Annotated in this window: 21 protein-coding genes and 1 tRNA gene; 11 read left to right on the plus strand and 11 right to left on the minus strand. The window is 57.9% G+C overall.

The features are described 5' to 3' along the window. The first annotated feature begins 40 nt into the window (after nucleotides 1-40). The 4 genes from ABFT80_RS03855 to ABFT80_RS03870 are packed head-to-tail and all read left to right on the plus strand — an operon-like array spanning nucleotide 41 to nucleotide 2,227. Complete coding sequence (locus ABFT80_RS03855) at nucleotides 41-970, plus strand: VOC family protein (protein ID WP_347970519.1); 930 nt, start codon at nucleotides 41-43, stop codon at nucleotides 968-970. A 10-nt stretch (nucleotides 971-980) separates the two neighbouring features. Further along, nucleotides 981-1,592, plus strand: coding sequence for an alpha/beta hydrolase (locus ABFT80_RS03860; protein ID WP_347970520.1), 612 nt, complete (start codon nucleotides 981-983; stop codon nucleotides 1,590-1,592). Next, nucleotides 1,589-1,894, plus strand: coding sequence for a GNAT family N-acetyltransferase (locus tag ABFT80_RS03865; RefSeq protein WP_347970521.1), 306 nt, complete (start codon nucleotides 1,589-1,591; stop codon nucleotides 1,892-1,894). The genes ABFT80_RS03860 and ABFT80_RS03865 overlap by 4 nt, the downstream gene beginning before the upstream one ends. Nucleotides 1,895-1,948: 54 nt before the next feature. Continuing rightward, the gene (locus ABFT80_RS03870; protein ID WP_347970522.1) at nucleotides 1,949-2,227 is read left to right on the plus strand and encodes a hypothetical protein; all 279 of its coding nucleotides are present in this window, start codon (nucleotides 1,949-1,951) and stop codon (nucleotides 2,225-2,227) included. Nucleotides 2,228-2,734: 507 nt separating this feature from the next. Here the strand turns inward: ABFT80_RS03870 and ABFT80_RS03875 are convergent. The 5 genes from ABFT80_RS03875 to ABFT80_RS03895 form a co-directional block, all read right to left on the minus strand. Further along, a complete protein-coding gene (locus tag ABFT80_RS03875; RefSeq protein WP_347970523.1) occupies nucleotides 2,735-3,244 on the minus strand; it encodes a YidB family protein in 510 nt (169 codons plus the stop codon). Nucleotides 3,245-3,271: 27 nt separating this feature from the next. Beyond that, nucleotides 3,272-3,523: a GlsB/YeaQ/YmgE family stress response membrane protein gene (locus ABFT80_RS03880; RefSeq protein WP_347970524.1), complete on the minus strand. Its 252-nt coding sequence runs from the start codon at nucleotides 3,521-3,523 to the stop codon at nucleotides 3,272-3,274. Between the two features lie 148 nt (nucleotides 3,524-3,671). Beyond that, nucleotides 3,672-3,941 (minus strand): hypothetical protein, encoded by a 270-nt coding sequence (locus tag ABFT80_RS03885; RefSeq protein ID WP_347970525.1) that lies wholly within the window; start codon nucleotides 3,939-3,941, stop codon nucleotides 3,672-3,674. Nucleotides 3,942-4,103: 162 nt separating this feature from the next. Beyond that, nucleotides 4,104-4,180, minus strand: a tRNA-Arg gene (locus tag ABFT80_RS03890). A gap of 81 nt (nucleotides 4,181-4,261) precedes the next feature. Then, on the minus strand, nucleotides 4,262-5,425 hold the full coding sequence (locus ABFT80_RS03895) for a M20 aminoacylase family protein (RefSeq protein WP_347970526.1): 1,164 nt from the start codon (nucleotides 5,423-5,425) through the stop codon (nucleotides 4,262-4,264). A 248-nt stretch (nucleotides 5,426-5,673) separates the two neighbouring features. On the opposite strand from ABFT80_RS03895, the gene ABFT80_RS03900 reads away from it, so the two are divergent. Together ABFT80_RS03900 and ABFT80_RS03905 are read left to right on the plus strand one after the other, a co-directional pair. Next, the gene (locus tag ABFT80_RS03900) at nucleotides 5,674-6,768 is read left to right on the plus strand and encodes a D-alanyl-D-alanine carboxypeptidase family protein (RefSeq protein ID WP_347970835.1); all 1,095 of its coding nucleotides are present in this window, start codon (nucleotides 5,674-5,676) and stop codon (nucleotides 6,766-6,768) included. Between the two features lie 3 nt (nucleotides 6,769-6,771). Next, nucleotides 6,772-7,872: a CobW family GTP-binding protein gene (locus tag ABFT80_RS03905; RefSeq protein ID WP_347970527.1), complete on the plus strand. Its 1,101-nt coding sequence runs from the start codon at nucleotides 6,772-6,774 to the stop codon at nucleotides 7,870-7,872. 225 nt (nucleotides 7,873-8,097) lie between these two features. On the opposite strand, the gene ABFT80_RS03910 is transcribed toward ABFT80_RS03905, so the two are convergent. The 5 genes from ABFT80_RS03910 to ABFT80_RS03930 form a co-directional block, all read right to left on the minus strand. Further along, nucleotides 8,098-8,331, minus strand: coding sequence for a sulfurtransferase TusA family protein (locus ABFT80_RS03910; RefSeq protein WP_347970528.1), 234 nt, complete (start codon nucleotides 8,329-8,331; stop codon nucleotides 8,098-8,100). Between the two features lie 6 nt (nucleotides 8,332-8,337). Continuing rightward, nucleotides 8,338-9,645 carry a murein L,D-transpeptidase family protein gene (locus ABFT80_RS03915; RefSeq protein WP_347970836.1) on the minus strand — a complete coding sequence of 436 codons (1,308 nt, stop codon included), beginning with the start codon at nucleotides 9,643-9,645 and terminating at the stop codon, nucleotides 8,338-8,340. Between the two features lie 185 nt (nucleotides 9,646-9,830). Beyond that, nucleotides 9,831-10,784 carry an acetyl-CoA carboxylase carboxyltransferase subunit alpha gene (locus tag ABFT80_RS03920; protein ID WP_347970529.1) on the minus strand — a complete coding sequence of 318 codons (954 nt, stop codon included), beginning with the start codon at nucleotides 10,782-10,784 and terminating at the stop codon, nucleotides 9,831-9,833. Nucleotides 10,785-10,884: 100 nt separating this feature from the next. Next, nucleotides 10,885-11,802, minus strand: a complete 918-nt coding sequence (locus ABFT80_RS03925; protein ID WP_347970530.1) for a site-specific tyrosine recombinase XerD — start codon at nucleotides 11,800-11,802, stop codon at nucleotides 10,885-10,887. Further along, complete coding sequence (locus tag ABFT80_RS03930) at nucleotides 11,799-11,948, minus strand: histidine kinase (protein ID WP_347970531.1); 150 nt, start codon at nucleotides 11,946-11,948, stop codon at nucleotides 11,799-11,801. The genes ABFT80_RS03925 and ABFT80_RS03930 overlap by 4 nt, the downstream gene beginning before the upstream one ends. 124 nt (nucleotides 11,949-12,072) lie before the next feature. On the opposite strand from ABFT80_RS03930, the gene ABFT80_RS03935 reads away from it, so the two are divergent. Genes ABFT80_RS03935 through ABFT80_RS03945 form a run of 3 tightly spaced genes read left to right on the plus strand, consistent with a single transcriptional unit; the run spans nucleotide 12,073 to nucleotide 14,680 of the window. Further along, a complete protein-coding gene (locus tag ABFT80_RS03935) occupies nucleotides 12,073-12,669 on the plus strand; it encodes a shikimate kinase (RefSeq protein ID WP_347970532.1) in 597 nt (198 codons plus the stop codon). Beyond that, the gene (gene aroB, locus ABFT80_RS03940) at nucleotides 12,666-13,784 is read left to right on the plus strand and encodes a 3-dehydroquinate synthase (RefSeq protein WP_347970533.1); all 1,119 of its coding nucleotides are present in this window, start codon (nucleotides 12,666-12,668) and stop codon (nucleotides 13,782-13,784) included. The genes ABFT80_RS03935 and aroB overlap by 4 nt, the downstream gene beginning before the upstream one ends. Further along, nucleotides 13,781-14,680: an HlyC/CorC family transporter gene (locus tag ABFT80_RS03945; RefSeq protein WP_347970534.1), complete on the plus strand. Its 900-nt coding sequence runs from the start codon at nucleotides 13,781-13,783 to the stop codon at nucleotides 14,678-14,680. The genes aroB and ABFT80_RS03945 overlap by 4 nt, the downstream gene beginning before the upstream one ends. Here the strand turns inward: ABFT80_RS03945 and ABFT80_RS03950 are convergent, their stop codons facing one another. Continuing rightward, the gene (locus ABFT80_RS03950; RefSeq protein WP_347970535.1) at nucleotides 14,681-14,983 is read right to left on the minus strand and encodes a BolA family protein; all 303 of its coding nucleotides are present in this window, start codon (nucleotides 14,981-14,983) and stop codon (nucleotides 14,681-14,683) included. Nucleotides 14,984-15,123: 140 nt separating this feature from the next. Between ABFT80_RS03950 and ABFT80_RS03955 the strand changes: the two genes are divergently transcribed. Both ABFT80_RS03955 and cobS read left to right on the plus strand, forming a co-directional pair. Next, the gene (locus ABFT80_RS03955) at nucleotides 15,124-15,738 is read left to right on the plus strand and encodes a J domain-containing protein (protein ID WP_347970536.1); all 615 of its coding nucleotides are present in this window, start codon (nucleotides 15,124-15,126) and stop codon (nucleotides 15,736-15,738) included. A 96-nt stretch (nucleotides 15,739-15,834) separates the two neighbouring features. Next, nucleotides 15,835-16,821: a cobaltochelatase subunit CobS gene (gene cobS, locus ABFT80_RS03960; protein WP_347970537.1), complete on the plus strand. Its 987-nt coding sequence runs from the start codon at nucleotides 15,835-15,837 to the stop codon at nucleotides 16,819-16,821. Nucleotides 16,822-16,823: the final 2 nt, after the last annotated feature.

Here is a 16,823-nt window from a genome sequence, read left to right on the forward strand (position 1 = left end):
GCAAATGACGGCACGGCCGTTGAGGCGAAAGGAACCCGCTATGCTCAACCAGATCAAAGGATTGCATCACGTCACTTCGATGGCGAGCGATGCGCGCAACAACAATCACTTCTTCACAGAAACGCTCGGCCTTCGCCGCGTCAAGAAAACTGTCAATTTCGACGCGCCGGATGTCTATCACCTCTATTACGCAGACGAAAAAGGCACGCCTGGTTCGGTGATGACCTATTTCCCGTTTCCAAATATTGGCAAGGGACGTGGTGGCGTCGGCGAAGTCGGAACGACGGTCTATTCGGTGCCTAAGGATACGATCGGCTACTGGCAGAAGCGCTTTGAAGATCAGGGCGTTCAGGGGCTGAAAACCGAGACGCTGTTCGGTGAAAACCGCCTGAATTTCAAAGGCCCGGATGGGGATGGTTTTGCGCTCGTCGAAGCCGATGACAATCGTGCGCCATGGATCGGCGGCGGTGTTTCGGCAGATGAAGCCATTCGCGGGTTTCATTCCGTTTCGCTGCGTCTGAAGGATGGCGGTGCGACCGAGGAGCTCCTGAAGTTCATGGGCTATGAAGAGCTCGACCGGTCCGGCTCTGTGAAGCGGCTTGGTGTCAAAAACGGCAATGGTGCCGACATCGTCGATATCGAAGTGCTTCCGGGCGCTCCCTTCGCCAATCTTGGTGCGGGCTCGGTGCATCACGTTGCCTTTTCTGTCGAAGATCGCGCAAGGCAGCTCGAAGTGCGCAAGGCGATTGCCGATACGGGCTATCAGGTGACACCGGTGATCGACCGCGATTATTTCTGGGCGATCTACTTCCGCACGCCGGGCGGCGTCCTGTTCGAAGTCTCGACCAATGAGCCGGGTTTCGAGCGAGATGAAGAGCTTTCGCATCTTGGCGAGAATCTGAAACTTCCGGAGCAGCATGCTCATCTGCGCCCATATCTCGAGCGGCACCTCCAGCCGCTCGAGAATTGAGGGGATGAAGATGGACGCCGATCGCTACATCCACACCGTCCATAAGGGTGCTGACGAGGGTCCGCTTCTGTTCGTATTCCATGGCACCGGCGGTGACGAGCATCAGCTCGTCGCGCTCGGCCGGGAACTTCTGCCGCAAGCGACAATCGTTTCGCCGCGCGGCGATGTTTCCGAACAAGGCTCTGCCCGGTTCTTTCGCAGAACGGGAGAGGGCGTGTACGACCTAGACGATCTTGCCCGCGCGACGCAGAGCATGTCCGCCTTCATCGGAGCACAGCGCGCGAAATTCAGCCACACGCCGGTCTATGGGCTCGGCTATTCGAATGGCGCGAATATTCTGGCGTCGGTGCTCTTCGCACATCCTGGCCTGTTCGATGCAGCAGTGCTCATGCACCCGCTGATACCGTTCGAACCCAATATCGAAGGTGATCTGGAGGGCCTGAAAGTGCTGATAACCGCAGGCCGGCGCGATCCGATCTGCCCGCCGAACCTGACGATGCGGCTTGACGGCTATCTGCGCACCAAGTCTGCTGACGTAACACTTGAATGGCACGAGGGCGGCCATGAGATACGACCGAACGAAATCGAAACCGCAGCAAAATTTCTGAGGGCAAACTTATGACGAATGATGTCGAAACCAACATTCAACTGGAAGATAACGGCTCGAAGGGACGCTATTTCGTTTCCTCCGACGGTGGGCCGGATGCTGAAATGACCTTCACCAAGGTCGGCGAACACCGCATCATCATCGACCATACCGAAGTGCCGGATGTCTATCGCGGCCAGGGCGTTGGCCTGAAGCTCGTTTCGCGAGGCGTTCAGGATGCACGCGCTGCCGGTAAAAAGATCATTCCGCTTTGCCCTTTCGCCGCAGCGCAGTTCAAACGCCATCCCGAATGGGCCGATGTGCTGGACGGAAAGTAAAATACAACCGCCAGAATATTAGGATTCTGGCGGTTAACCACGATTCAGTGTAATATGCCGGCGGCGATTGGGGAGGCCGGTATGATTTACTGTCCGGGTTGTTCCAGAAAGATTCCGCGTTTTTCGAGTTATTGTCCGCACTGCGCGCAGGAATTTCCCGGAAGCGTTCCGGAAGGGCCGCAGGTATTACTGCAGCGGTTACCCGTCAATCCGTTCGTCAGCCTGTTCGGGCTGGTGTGGGTTACACATGCGATGATCGTGCTTTGGAAACGCGGGCTGCCGGACGCCATATTGGCGATGATCTCCGGTCCGCTTGTCTGGGCATTCAGATAATCACCGCAGGACCGGGCCTGAACATTCGGGATTGTCAGCGCTCCAGCACACCGAACGAGCGGTCTGCGAACGCACGCTGGTATCAGCATTCAACTGCACCAGACTTGAAAATGCTGCACCGAAACCAACGGCTATGGCGGCTACGAAACTAAGGCGGATAAAGGGCATGGCGTCTACTCTGCTTGAACTCGGCCCCACTATTAGCCCGCGACGCTGAATGCGCGCTGATCCCCGCGTTCAACAAGCATTCAAACACCTTTACGAAAGTTTAAGGCAGAGTTTAACGATTGCGCTCACGCACAGGGTTTCCCCAGGCAGTTTTGGCTGATTTTTTATTGAGAAATGGTGTGAACGTGGCCGAGTTCGGACCAGTGGACTGGCCGGTTTTTACAAGATGCGAGCAAGTCGTCTTTCTCGCAAAAGCGCCTGCGTTCCCGCTCAGATAATGAAAAGCTTTCGTGATTTTCTATCGGGAGGCGCGAAAGCCTCCCGATAGATTTATCCCGATTAGGCGGGGGCAGAACCCTTGGTTCCGCCTAGCCATTGATGGGCTTGGTCGTCGTCCTGCGGCAACTGACCATTCGGCGTCATCTTATTCACCGTTTCGGGAATCGATGAGGACAGACGCTTCAGCAGATCATCGTAGTCCAGGCCGGTCTTTGCCGCTAATTCCTGAAGCGTATCCCTGCCTATTGCGGATTCGACCTGGTCTGGCGAAATTTCTTTGGAGGGCGCATCGGGGCTTACCCAGGAGTCCGCAGCCTCTGTATGTCCGCCAGTCTTGAATGTGTCGACAAGTTCTCCCAGGCCTTTACTGAGCGAGCCTCCTTCAGCACCGCCAAACAAACCACCCAATCCGCCGAGAATACCTCCGCCGCCTTGGTTTTCGCCGCCGCCCTGTGCGTCAGTCTTCGCTCCTTGAAGGAGTTGTCCCAGCTTATCGCGGTTCTGGTAACCCGCGACCGCGAGCAGCCCCAGAAGTGCTGCGAGCGACGGCATGGTGTTACGAGAAGCCATTTTGTTGGTTCCTTTCTGTTTGGTGAGTTAGGCGCGTCGGGAGACTGCGCCCCAAACGAACAAAACGATCACGGCACCGACAATAGCGCCGATAAAGCCAGCACCCTGATTGGCGCTGTACCAACCCAAAGCCTGCCCAAGGTAGGAGGCGACGAACGCTCCCACGATGCCCAAGATTGTTGTCAGGATGAAGCCTTGCGGCTCGTTGTTGCCCGGCATGATGAATTTCGCCACGACTCCGGCGACAAAGCCAATGATAATTGTCCAGATTATACCCATTCCAGAAGTCCCTCCACTCTAATAGGCATCGAAATAACGCAGAAGACGGCAATAGGTTGCATAGCGTGCACGCCTCCTAAAAAAGCAGCAAAAGTGGGACTGAAAGGCAGATGAGGCCGTCACACTTTATGATGCGGAAGGGCAGGCTCTACTCTGATGGCTGGCCGGTCGGCTCGTTAGCTTCCGGAGCTGTTGTCGCAGGCGGTTGAGGGGGCGTATTTCCCGACGTTGGCGGCGGAGCATTGGTATTTTCTGTGGCCGGAGGCCGATTGGGCGCGTCATCCTCGTTCAGGATCTGATCCGTCTGCGTTCTGATTTCATCGCCGGTTTCCCGACTGATCAGCCCGTAAGACACGGCAATGCCAATGATTGCGGCGATGGCGGCGGCAACAAGGCCAGCTTTCAACTTCTTCGTCATGATCTGACAATCCAGTTTGGCCCTGCCCGGATGGAACTTAGACCATCATAGGTTGCACTGTCACCCATGGTTCTGAAGCCAGCGACACAGCCGCCACCTAATAGCGCGGTAGTCGATCAGCAGAAGTCCTGCTCGAATTAGAGATTAAGTCGTTGATTTAAATGGTGATCCCGACTGGATTCGAACCAGTGGCCTACAGATTAGGAATCTGCCGCTCTATCCTACTGAGCTACGGGACCGGCCAAAAAGACACATAACCGCTTCGCGGCGTTTCGCCAACCTCTTTGCGGTGCTGGAAAGGCTGCTTTCTTCAACTGAAATCAGGCCGCGAGTTCGGTTTCCGTGAGCCGGACCCAATAGCTAACGCCGTGCGGAATGACGTCGTCATTGAAGTCGTAGGCCGGATGGTGAAGGCCCGCACTGTCTCCGTTTCCGACGAAGATGAGTGCTCCGGGACGCGCTTCGAGCATATAGGAGAAATCCTCGCCGCCCATGATCGGAGGCGTGGCACGATTGATGTTCTGCTCGCCAGCGACGTCCGCGGCTGCGTTCCCGGCTATTTCGGCCTCGTCGGCATGATTGAAGGTGACGGGATAATTCGCGTCGTAGTCGACATCGATCTTCGCGCCATTTGCGGCAGCAATACCAGCACAGATTTCCTTCATGCGCTTTTCGGCGTTCGCGGCGATTTCCTTGCGCAGCGTCCTTACCGTTCCGGCAATCTCCACTTCCTCGGGAATGACGTTATAGGCGTCGCCGCCATGGAATTTCGTGACGGTGACGACCAGCGAATCGATCGGATCGGTGTTGCGGGAAACGATGGTCTGAAACGCCGTCACCAATTGGCTGCCGATCATAATCGGGTCGATTGACTGATGCGGCATCGCCGCATGGCCGCCACGGCCTTTGATCGTGATCGTGAATTCCGCCGTCGCTGCCATGATCGGGCCGGGCTTGATCGCGAATTGTCCGAGCGGCAGGCCCGGCATGTTGTGCATGCCATAGACCCGCTGGATGCCGAAGCGCTCCATCAAGCCTTCCTTGACCATTTCGTTACCGCCGCCGCCGCCTTCTTCAGCGGGCTGGAAAATCATCGCCACGGAACCGCGAAAATTGCGGGTTTCCGCCAGATATTTGGCCGCGCCCAGCAGCATCGAGATGTGGCCATCATGGCCGCAGGCATGCATCGTACCTGATGTTTTCGATGCGTAGGGCTTTCCGGTGATCTCGGTCATCGGCAGTGCATCCATGTCGGCGCGCAGGCCGATCGTCGGTCCGTCGCCATGGCGTCCGCGGATGATAGCGACCACACCTGTCTTGGCGATGCCGGTTACGATTTCGTCGCAGCCGAACTCGCGCAGCTTCTCCGTGACAAAGGCTGCCGTTTCGAACACATCGAAATTCAGTTCCGGGTGCTGGTGAAGATGCCTGCGCCAAGCTGTTATCTCGTCTTGCATCTCTGCGGCACGGTTAAGAATCGGCATTTGGAGAACTTTCGGTATTCGAGTGTGAGGTCCGGTGCGTTTTGACCATGATTGTTTCAATTTTTGCCATTATGGCGTCACATAGGGTAAATAGCACCTTCAAGACTTCGGACGGCAGTCCCATGACTGTCGGCCAATCGGTCCAATTGGCGAAATCTTACGGACCGCAGCAGCTTGGGCAAGAGGCGATTTTCGGCTTGATGACACGGATGAAGATTTTTCTGAAGCGCTCGGCGCTCTCTTTGGCAATGCTTGGCATTGGCGCGACCGGCGCTTTCGCCAATCCAACGATGATTTTTGACCTGAATTCCGGGCGCGTTCTGCAGCATGAGGATGCGTTCAAGCGCTGGTATCCGGCCTCGCTGACCAAGCTGATGACGGCCTATGTCGCGTTCCGTGCGGTGCAGGACGGCGAATTGCAGATGAACTCGCCGATACGGGTGACGAAGCATTCCGCCGGTGAGCCGCCGAGCAAGATGGGCTACAAGCAAGGCTCGGTCATGACGCTCGACAATGCGTTGAAGATGATCATCATCAAGTCCGCGAACGACATCGCCATGGCCATCGGCGAAAATGTCGGCGGCTCGGAAAAAGCCTTTGCCGCGCGTATGAACAAGGAAGCGCAGCGGCTTGGCATGACGGGCTCGCATTTCGTGAACCCGAACGGACTGCACAATCCCCAGCAATATACGACGGCGCGCGATCTGGCGCTTCTGGTCCGGGCGATCCGCACCGATTTCCCGCAATATGCCTCGTATTTCTCCATCGAGGGGCTGGCGGCAGGCCAGACGGCAATTCCGAACTACAATCTTCTCGTCGGACGCTATCCGGGCGCTGACGGCATGAAGACTGGCTTCGTTTGCGCCTCCGGCTTCAATATGATCGGCACGGCGACTCGCGAGGGGCGCACCCTCGTTGCGATCGTGCTTGGCGAAAAGTCGGTTCAGGCGCGCGCCGAAGTTGCAGCCGGTCTTTTGACCGAAGGTTTTGCGATGTCTTCCGCGCAGCCGGTAACGGTATCGTCGCTGCCCTTCTATGGCGAACCGGCTGCAGGTGCGACCGACATGCGCGAGGAGGTCTGCAGCACCAAGAAGCCTGCTGCCGAGCAGTCCGAAGGACCTTCGGCTGAAGCAAGCGCACGCAGCGAATCGCCTTACATGATGAAGCTGGCAAATCCGAAACTCGTGACAGTCGGTCTCGGCGGTGCGGAAGGACCGGTGCCGCTGGCCCGCAGAGGTCACGACGGACAGGAAGTGGCGGATGTGCCGGTGCCGACCTGGCGGCCGGACATGCCGCCGCCGGTTATTGCAGCGCAGGGCGATTCTTCGGCCGGGGCCAACTAGGCAATGCCGGCATATCCAATACCCGTTTCCGTGATCACCGGATTTCTCGGTGCCGGTAAGACGACGCTTTTGAACCGGCTGCTGAAAGACCCGCAGCTTTCGGATACGGCTGTCATCATCAATGAATTCGGCGATGTCGCGATCGATCATCTGCTTGTCGAACAGGCGTCGGACGGCATTATCGAGCTTTCGGACGGTTGTCTGTGCTGCACCGTGCGCGGTGAGCTGGTCGATACGCTTGCCGATCTGATCGACCGTCTCCAGACCGGCAAGATTGCAAAGCTTTCCCGCATTGTCATTGAAACGACGGGTCTGGCCGATCCGGCACCCGTGCTGCAATCGATCATGGGGCATCCGGCGCTCGTACAGGCGCTGCGGCTCGATGGCGTGATCACGCTGGTCGATGCGGTGAACGGTGCTTCGACGCTCGATCATCATGTCGAGGCGGTCAAGCAGGTCGGCGTGGCCGACAAAATCATTCTGTCCAAGGCTGACATGGTTGACGATGCAGAAGCATTGTCCGCACTTAAAAACCGTATTCGCGAGATCAACCCGTCAGCCATTATGCTTGAAGGTTCGGACGGGCAGGCTGGCATTGCGGCGCTGCTCAAATGCGGCCTCTACGATCCCGAAACGAAGACTGCCGATGTGCGCCGCTGGCTGGGCGACGAGGCCGGGCATCATCATCACCATGGCGATCATCACGATCATGACCATGAACATCGGCATGACGAGCGCGTAAAATCCTACACGCTGGTCCATGAAGGCCCGGTGCCCTATTCGTCCATCGAGATGTTTCTGGATTTGATCCGCTCGGCGCATGGCGAAAAGCTTTTGCGGCTCAAGGGCATAGTCGAGCTTGCAGAAGACCCATCGCGGCCTTTGGTTATTCATGGCGTTCAGAAAATTCTGCATCCGCCGGCACGTTTGCCGTTCTGGCCCGATGCAATGCGCGGCACGCGTCTTGTGCTGATCACGCTTGATATGCCGGAAGATTATGTGCGCGGGCTTTTTTCAGCCTTCACCAACCAGCCATCCATCGATACGCCCGACCGCGCTGCGGTTGAGAGCAATCCTTTGGCGATTGCCGGGGCGCGGCTTTAAGGCCTTCATTTTTAAATAGAAACGCTGTCGGGACAACACCCCCTCTGCCCTGCCGGGCATCTCCCCCTCAAGGGGGGAGATTACCCCGTCATGAACGCGCGGCACCAATTACCGACGTTGCAGAATGAAGGCGGAGAGCTGTGTCAGCCAATCTCCACCCTTGAGGGGGAGATGCCCGGCAGGGCAGAGGGGGGTGCCTCGCAATTCCGTCAAACAGGAACCGCTCTAAGACCCGCGCTCGATCAGAAACCGATGCCCGCCTGCGTGCGCGTGCTTCTCGACGAGCAAATGGCCGTCTTCCTGGCAAAAGGCGGGTATGTCGATTGCCGCAAGCGGATCGGTTGTCTCGACCCATAAGCGACTGCCGGGCGTCATCGAAGACAGGCGCTTGCGGGTTCTAAGTACCGGCAAGGGGCAGTTCAGCCCCTTGAGGTCGTAGGTTTCGATAACTTGCTCCAAGCGCGGTCAGCTACCGAACAGCATGCTGCCGAGACGCTTGCGAACGCCGCCCAGAATGCCGGGCTTCGATGCGACTTCGGTGTTTTCCTGTACGGGCGCGGCCTGTTCCGGGCTTGGAACCATTGCGGCAGTGTTGGTTTCAGGTGCTGCACTTGCGGGAGCAGGCGCGGGAATTTGTGCGACGGCTGCTGCCTTCCCGCGCTCGGCTTTGGCCAGAGCGATTGCAGCGGCTTTTTCTGCCTCTGCCTTCTTTTTCGCTTCAGCAGCAGCGTCCAGTGCTGCCATGCGGCGACCAGCATCGGAATCGACGCGGCCCATGCGTTCGGTTGCGACGACGACTGATCCGTCCTGCGCCAAAGACGGCGGCTCGAGCGAAACGCGCTCGCCGCGCGACCGCTTGCGGCTCCAGTCCGAAACGAGATTGGCTTCCTGAATGCCGGCAATGCTTGGCTTCGGCGGAGTTGCCTTGTTGACCGCCTTGGAGAAAGCGGCATCATATGTCGATTGATAGGATTGATACGCGGTCTGCAGCGATTGCGGCTGGGCGAAGGCCGGGCAGGCATCCGAGGCCGAGAATTTCGCGCCGCCTTCCGGTATGCCGTTGAAGACATAACGCTTTTCGCAGACATCGACTTTCGGCGGCACTTTCGTAATTTCGAAGTGGTCGTAGCCTTCCTTCAGCATTTTCCAGAAAGCGTAATTCGCATCACTGCGATAGCGCGCCATGTTGGCAGCCGTCATGCGGAAGGGGAATGCCTGAATCTGGAACTCGGTCTGGCCGCCCATGAAGGCATCGCGACCGAACGCATAAATCTGCTCGACCTGTTCGTCGGTCATCGAATAGCAGCCTGACGACGAGCAGGCACCGTGAACCATGAGGTTCGAGCCGGTGCGGCCATGGGAGCGGTCATAGGCGTTCGGATAGCCGATGTTGAATGCCAGATGATAGCTCGAATTCGGCTTCATCTGGGCCGGGCGCACAGTATAGAAACCCTCCGGGGCCTGCCGGTCGCCTTCGGTGAATTTCGGGCCAAGCTTGCCCGACCATTTGCAGATGTCGTATTCGGCGATCAGATCGTAGCGGCCGTTGTTCTTCTGCTTCCAGATTTCAAGCTTGCCCTCTTCCTTGAAGATGCGCGCCATGATCGGCGAGGTGCGGGTCATGCCCTTCGCCTTCATCTGGGTAACGATCTTTTCGGGAAGCTGCTTTTCAGCTTTCGGAGACAGATCCTGAAATACGGTTTCGCTGTTGTTACAACCGGCTATTGCCAGCGTGGCGATCAGCAATCCTGCGCGTAATACGTTGGATTTCATCATCTGTTCTGTCTTGGTCTGGTCGGCAATGCGTGAAGCAGAGCTTCCGGCTCACCTGTTTCGCTTCGCGGAACTTATGCCAGTTAACCTTGAAAATTCATTACTGCAAGAGTTAACAGACGAACAAAAGCGGCAGCCCGTCAAAATTTCGACGGGCTGTGTTTACTGTTCCGAAAACCGGAAAATCAGAGATTTCGACCGAGTGTAAGGTATTTTTCGCGGCGTTCTTCGCGGAAATCCTTATTGGAACCGGCGAATTCGCGCATGGTCTTCTCGATAAGATCGCCGGTCGCCTTGATCACAGTTTCCGGCGCGCGATGCGCTCCGCCCAGCGGCTCGGGAATGATCTTGTCGATGATGTGAAGTTCGAAAAGATCCTGCGCGGTGATCTTCATGTTGGTCGCTGCATCTTTCGAGCGCGTCGTGTCGCGCCAGAGGATGGAGGCCGCACCTTCCGGCGAAATCACCGAATAGATCGCGTGTTCGAGCATGTAGACGCGATTTGCCGTCGCAATCGCGATTGCGCCGCCCGAACCGCCTTCGCCGATGACGATGGAGATGGACGGTACTTTCAGCGAAAGGCACTTGGAGGTCGAGCGGGCGATTGCCTCTGCCTGACCGCGCTCTTCCGCGCCAACACCCGGATATGCGCCAGCGGTATCGACCAGCGTGACCATCGGCACGTTGAAACGATCGGCCAGTTCCATGATGCGGACGGCCTTGCGGTAGCCTTCGGGGCGAACCGAACCGAAATTGTGTTTCAGGCGGCTCTTGGTGTCGGAGCCTTTTTCCTGACCAAGGATCGCAACCGGCTCGCCGCGAAACCGCGCGAAGCCGCCAACGATTGCATTGTCTTCGCCAAAATTGCGGTCGCCGGCCAGCGGCGTGAAGTCGGTGAAGAGACCATCGATATAGTCGAGGCAATGCGGCCGGTCGGGATGACGCGCGACCTGAACCTTCTGCCAGGGCGTCAGCGCCTTGTAGGCGTCGCGTAAAGCGTCCTTGGAGCGCTTTTCCAGCCGAGCTATTTCATCGGCGACATCGACCGCCTCGCCGCCGCTTTCCGAAAGCTTCTTGAGCTCGAGGATCTTGCCCTCAAGGTCTGCGACGGGTTTTTCGAAATCGAGATAATTATACATTCGCAATCGAACCAATACGTCGGAACTAAAGAAGTAGCCGCAAACCCGAAACGGAAGGTCAAGGGCTACGGCACGTGGCACTCACATAACGGCACGAGGCTTAATCGGCAAGCGGATGATGGTCATTCACCAACCGAACAAGGCGTTCCTCCAATACGTGAGTGTAGATTTGGGTGGTGGAAATGTCGGAGTGGCCGAGCAATTGCTGCACCACCCGCAAATCCGCTCCGTTCTGCAGAAGATGACTGGCAAAGGCATGACGCAATATATGCGGCGATATTTTGGCCGATGGAATGCCGGCCCGCGCCGCCAGTCCTTTAAGTTCTCTGGCAAGCACCTGCCGAGGCAAATGGCCGCTCTCCGAACTCGATGGGAAAAGATAAGGGCTTTCTGCGAGGGCGGGATGCATGTTGCGTTCGCCAAGCCAGGTCTTCATCGCACGCCGGGCTTTTTCCGAGAGCGGGACCATGCGGTCCTTGTTGCCTTTGCCGCGAACGATGAAAAAGCGGTCGTCGCGCAAGGCAACGCCGACCGGCAGGCCGACCAGTTCGGAAACGCGCAGGCCGGTCGCATAAAGCACTTCGACAAGAGCATGGAGACGTATGGCCGCCTGTTTCGCCGTATCCGACAGGGAAGCATCGGCGGCCTCGGCGGCGGCACGGTCGAGAAGCTTGCCCGCATCCGTCTCGCTCATGATCTTGGGCAAGGGGCGCTGTTTCTTGGGGCTGTCGAGTGTGCCGGTCGGGTCGTCGCCGCGCAAACCCTCGGCGTAGAGGAATTTGTAGAACTGACGCATGGCAGAGAGCTTGCGCGCCTGCGAAGTGGCCGCAAAGCCGCGCGCGGCAATGTCCTCGAGGTAGGAGCGTATATCTTCGGAACCCGCAGTCGCCAGTTTTCCGCTCAAAAACGACGAAGCATCTTCAAGGTCGCGGCGGTAGGAATCCAGCGTGTTTTGCGCGGCTCCCCGCTCGGCGCTCAACATTTCCAGAAATGCCTCGATCCGGCCGCCGCTGCTCATTGCTGTTTGTTGATCTTTTCTGCCGGAATGCGGATCGTCATTTCGCCCTTGGTGGGCTCGACATAGGACACAAGTGCGAACATGGCGCCATAGGCGAGCCCTGCCAGAATGGCGAGTGTCGTCAGGAACCGGAATAGTGTCGGCATATGTGCTGTCGGCCTCATTTTCGTCAATGCGGTTATGGAACCGCAATCTGGTCATTTCAAGGTCGATACGCGATGAACAAAGCCGCTGCTTGACGCAACGGGCATTTCGTGGCGAAAGGCGTGCATGAAGATGGAGTTCGAGGACAGGCAGGAAAAGTCGGTCGCCAGGGTGCAGGAGCAGCTTGGGCGGAATTCCGTCGTTTTTGTAGGTCTCATGGGTGCGGGAAAAACGGCGATCGGCCGCAAGGTTGCGACCGCGCTGGGCATTCCCTTCATCGACAGCGACGACGAGATCGAAAAAGTCTCGCGCATGACGATCCCCGAACTGTTCGAACGCTATGGCGAGCCTGAATTCCGCACGCTGGAGCAGCGCGTCATTCTTCGCCTTCTGGAAAACGGGCCGCAGGTGCTTTCCACCGGCGGCGGCGCTTTCATGAACGAACAGACGCGCAAGGGCATCGCGGCGCACGGCACGACCGTCTGGCTGAAGGCCGATCTGGACGTGCTGATGGAGCGGGTTCTGAAAAAGCCGAACCGCCCGCTTTTGAAGCATCCCGACCCGCGCTCGGTGATGGAGCGTCTGATGGGCGAGCGTTATCCAATCTACGGGCTGGCCGATATTACCGTGGCGACGCGGGACGAGCGCAAGGAAGTGATTGCCGATGAAGTGGTTCTCGCGCTTGCCAACTATTTCGATCCAGACAGAGAGACGGTTCCATGAGCAATGATCCGGTCAAGGTTCAGGTCGTCCTTGGAGACCGCAGCTACGATATTCTGATCGGCGTTGGCCTTGTGGACCGCGCGGGCACGGAAATCGCGGCGCGCCTGCCGAAATCGCGCGTTGCGATCGTCACGGATCAGAATGTTGCGAAAGCGCATCTGGCAACGCTCAAAGGTAGCCTCGATAAGGCCGGTATCGGCTTTGCGATTATCGAGCTTCCGGCTGGCGAAAAAACCAAGAGTTTTGCGTTTCTTCAGGAAGCGGTCGATGGAATTCTCGCAGCCAGGCTGGAGCGCGGCGACGCGGTGATCGCATTCGGCGGCGGCGTCATCGGCGATCTTGCCGGTTTTGCTTCCGGCATCGTCCGGCGCGGCATGAATTTCATCCAGATGCCGACCTCGCTGCTGGCTCAGGTCGATTCGTCCGTTGGCGGCAAGACCGGCATCAACAGCGCCCATGGCAAAAACCTCATTGGCGTTTTTCATCAGCCCAAACTCGTGCTGGCCGATACGGATGTGCTCGACACGCTGTCCGAGCGAGAATTTCGCGCAGGCTATGCCGAAGTCGCCAAATACGGCCTGATCGACCGCCCGGAGTTCTTCGAATGGCTCGAAAAGAACTGGCGTGAGGTGTTTTCTGGCGGTGCTGCGCGCACGCAAGCCATCGCGACGTCCTGTCAGGCCAAGGCCGATGTCGTGGCGCGTGACGAGTTCGAAATGGGCGACCGCGCTTTGCTCAATCTCGGCCATACATTCGGCCATGCGCTGGAAGGTGCGACTGCCTATGACAGCGCGAGGCTGGTTCATGGCGAGGGCGTCGCCATCGGAATGGCGCTCGCGCATCGGTTCTCGGCGCGGCTCAACCTTGCAAGCCCGGACGATGCCGCGCGCGTCGAGGCGCATCTGCGCGAGGTTGGCCTGCTGTGGCGCATGAGCGATATTCCAGGCGAATTGCCGCCTGCGGAAAAGCTGCTCGACTACATCACGCAGGACAAGAAGGTTTCACGCGGCGAACTGACCTTCATTCTGACGCGCGGTATTGGCCAGTCTTTCGTGGCGAAGGATGTTCCCGCATCCGAAGTGCTGTCTTTCCTTCAAGACAACCACCCGGCATGAGCGCCACCGGCTTCACCATAGCCGCAATTCTCGCAGCACTTCTGCTTGCGATCATCTTTCATGCGCGCCTTCTGGCCGCTTTCGGATTTGAGCTTTCGCGTATCGTACCGCAGCGTTCGGTTCGAGATGAAGCGCGCGAGGCGGCAGCCGAGAGCAATCGCGATGCGGCAACCGCCAAGCAGGACCGTGACAGGGTCGGTGCGCTGTTCGATCTGCACGAGCTCGAAGTTTCCGATGTCATGGTGCATCGCCTGAACATGCGCTCGGTGAATGCGGACAACCCGTCCGAGGCGGTCGTTCGCGAAATTCTGCAAAGCCCGCATACGCGCATGCCGCTCTGGCGCGGGTCACTCGATAACATTGTTGGTGTGCTGCACGCAAAGGATTTGCTGCGCGCGCTTGAAGGCGTCGGAAACGACTTTACCCGCATCGATGTGATGAAAATCGCCTCGAAGCCGTGGTTCGTGCCTGACACGACCACGCTTCAGGAGCAACTGAACGCGTTTTTGCGCCGGAAGGCGCATTTTGCAATCGTCGTCGATGAATATGGCGAGGTCGAAGGCCTCGTCACGCTGGAAGACATTATCGAAGAAATCGTCGGCGAGATCGCCGATGAGCACGATGTCGACGTTCAAGGCGTCAAGCAGGAAGCGGACGGCTCGATCGTGGTCGATGGAACAGTGCCGATCCGTGACTTGAACCGCGCGCTCGACTGGCAATTGCCGGACGAGGAGGCAACCACCATTGCCGGTCTGGTCATCCACGAGACGCAATCGATCCCGGAAGAAAAGCAGGCCTTCACGTTTCACGGAAAGCGCTTCATCGTGATGAAGCGCGACAAGAACCGTATCGCGCGGATCAGAATAAGGCCAGCAACGCTCGACGGCCTGGAATAATTACCAGCGCGTTTTTTCGCCGGGCGCGGCTGGCTCGATCGCCAGCGCGTGTACGCCGCCTTCAAGCTCTGCTGCCAGAAGCTGATTGACGGTGCGGTGCCTGTCGATGCGGCTCATGCCCTCGAAATTCTTGGAAACGACACGCACGCGAAAATGTGTTTCGCCGGTGCCGTCGAACTCGCCATGATGGTCTGAATCGGTGTGATGATGCCCGGCATGGAGATGACTTTCATTGACAATCGCCATGCGTTCCGGTGAAAGAGCGCTTCTGAGCTTGCTTTCGATCCGTTCTTGTATCGACATGGACGTCTCCTTTTCCCATATACATTTTGCCGCAGAAACCGCCCGATGCCGTGATTGCGCCGCGATTCAGCGGTTAGAGCGATCATTGCGAAAATGTCAATTCTTGTTTCGCAGCGCGAACATCCCATAAATGGGGTACGATGAAACCATATCCGAAATATTTCGATAAGATTCGCGTTCGCCCCGATAAGGAGGCCGAAGCGAAGTCCGCAGCGCCCGCTTGCCAGTGGGATGGGTGCAAGGAGCCCGGCCTGCACAAGGCGCCGGTCGGTCGTATGCGTGAAGGGGAGTATTTCCGCTTCTGCTTCGATCACGTCCGCGAATACAACAAGGGCTTCAATTATTTTTCCGGTGTGCCGGACAGCGATATTGCGCGTTTCCAGAAGGAGGCGATGACCGGTCATCGCCCGACATGGAAGATGGGCGCGGCCTCAGGCTCGCAATCTTCGCCCGATATGGCGCAGCAGAGATCGGGGCGTGCCGGCTATTACCGGATGCGCGATCCGCACAATGTTTTCGACAGCCCGCGCGACCGCAGCGCGCCCAGGCAGCGCAAGGCGATGCCGCTTGAGGCCAAGGCGCTGGAAACACTGGGCCTGGATACCAAGGCGACTGGCGCGGACATCAAGTCGCGCTATAAGGAGCTTGTCAAACAACACCATCCCGATGCCAATGGTGGTGACAGGGGTTCGGAAGACCGATTCCGCGATGTGCTGAATGCCTATCGCGTGCTCAAGCAGGCAGGGCTTTGCTAAGCAAAGCGGTTTGTCTTGGGGCTTCGGTCTGCTAAAGACCGCTCCCGAACACAACAGGATTTGCCGGCGAAGTGTGGCTTCGCGCGTGGAGACGAGATGAACAAGGTCGATCGTGATATTTCCAACCTGCCGGACACGACTGTCTCGGTAAAAGACGTTTTTGGCTTCGAGTCGAAAATGGTTGTGCCTGCCTACTCCACCACGAGCGAGCATGTGCCGGACATCGATCCCGATTATCTCTTCGACCGTCAGACTACGATGGCCATTCTCGCGGGCTTCGCCTTCAACCGCCGCGTCATGGTTTCGGGCTATCACGGCACCGGCAAGTCGACCCATATCGAGCAGGTCGCAGCCCGGCTTAACTGGCCTTGCGTGCGCGTCAATCTCGACAGCCATGTCAGCCGTATCGATCTCGTCGGCAAGGACGCCATCGTCGTGAAGGAAGGCATGCAGGTCACGGAATTCCGCGACGGCATTCTGCCGTGGGCCTATCAGCACAATGTCGCGCTCTGCTTCGATGAATATGATGCGGGCCGTCCCGACGTGATGTTCGTCATCCAGCGCGTTCTGGAATCGTCGGGCCGCCTGACGCTTCTCGACCAGAGCCGCGTCATCCGTCCGCATCCGGCATTCCGCCTGTTCGCGACGGCAAATACCGTCGGCCTCGGCGATACGACCGGCCTTTACCACGGCACGCAGCAGATCAATCAGGCGCAGATGGACCGTTGGTCGGTCGTCACGACGCTGAACTATCTGCCGCACGACAATGAAGTTGCAATCGTCGTTGCCAAAGCCAAGCATTACCGCGACGCCAAGGGCAAGGAGATCGTCAACAAGATGGTCCGCGTTGCCGACATGACCCGTTCGGCCTTCATCAATGGCGATCTTTCGACCGTCATAAGCCCGCGTACGGTCATCACCTGGGCAGAAAACGCTGAAATCTTCGGCGAGATCGGCCTCGCATTCCGGCTGACCTTCCTCAACAAATGCGATGAACTGGAGCGCTCCGTCGTTGCCGAATTCTATCAGCGCGCTTTCGGTGAGGAATTGCCGGAAAGTGCAGCCAATGTCGTTTTGGGATAGTT

Origin of the sequence: Foliimonas ilicis (assembly GCF_039939195.1) — a bacterium.
Lineage (GTDB): Bacteria > Pseudomonadota > Alphaproteobacteria > Rhizobiales > Rhizobiaceae > Foliimonas > Foliimonas ilicis.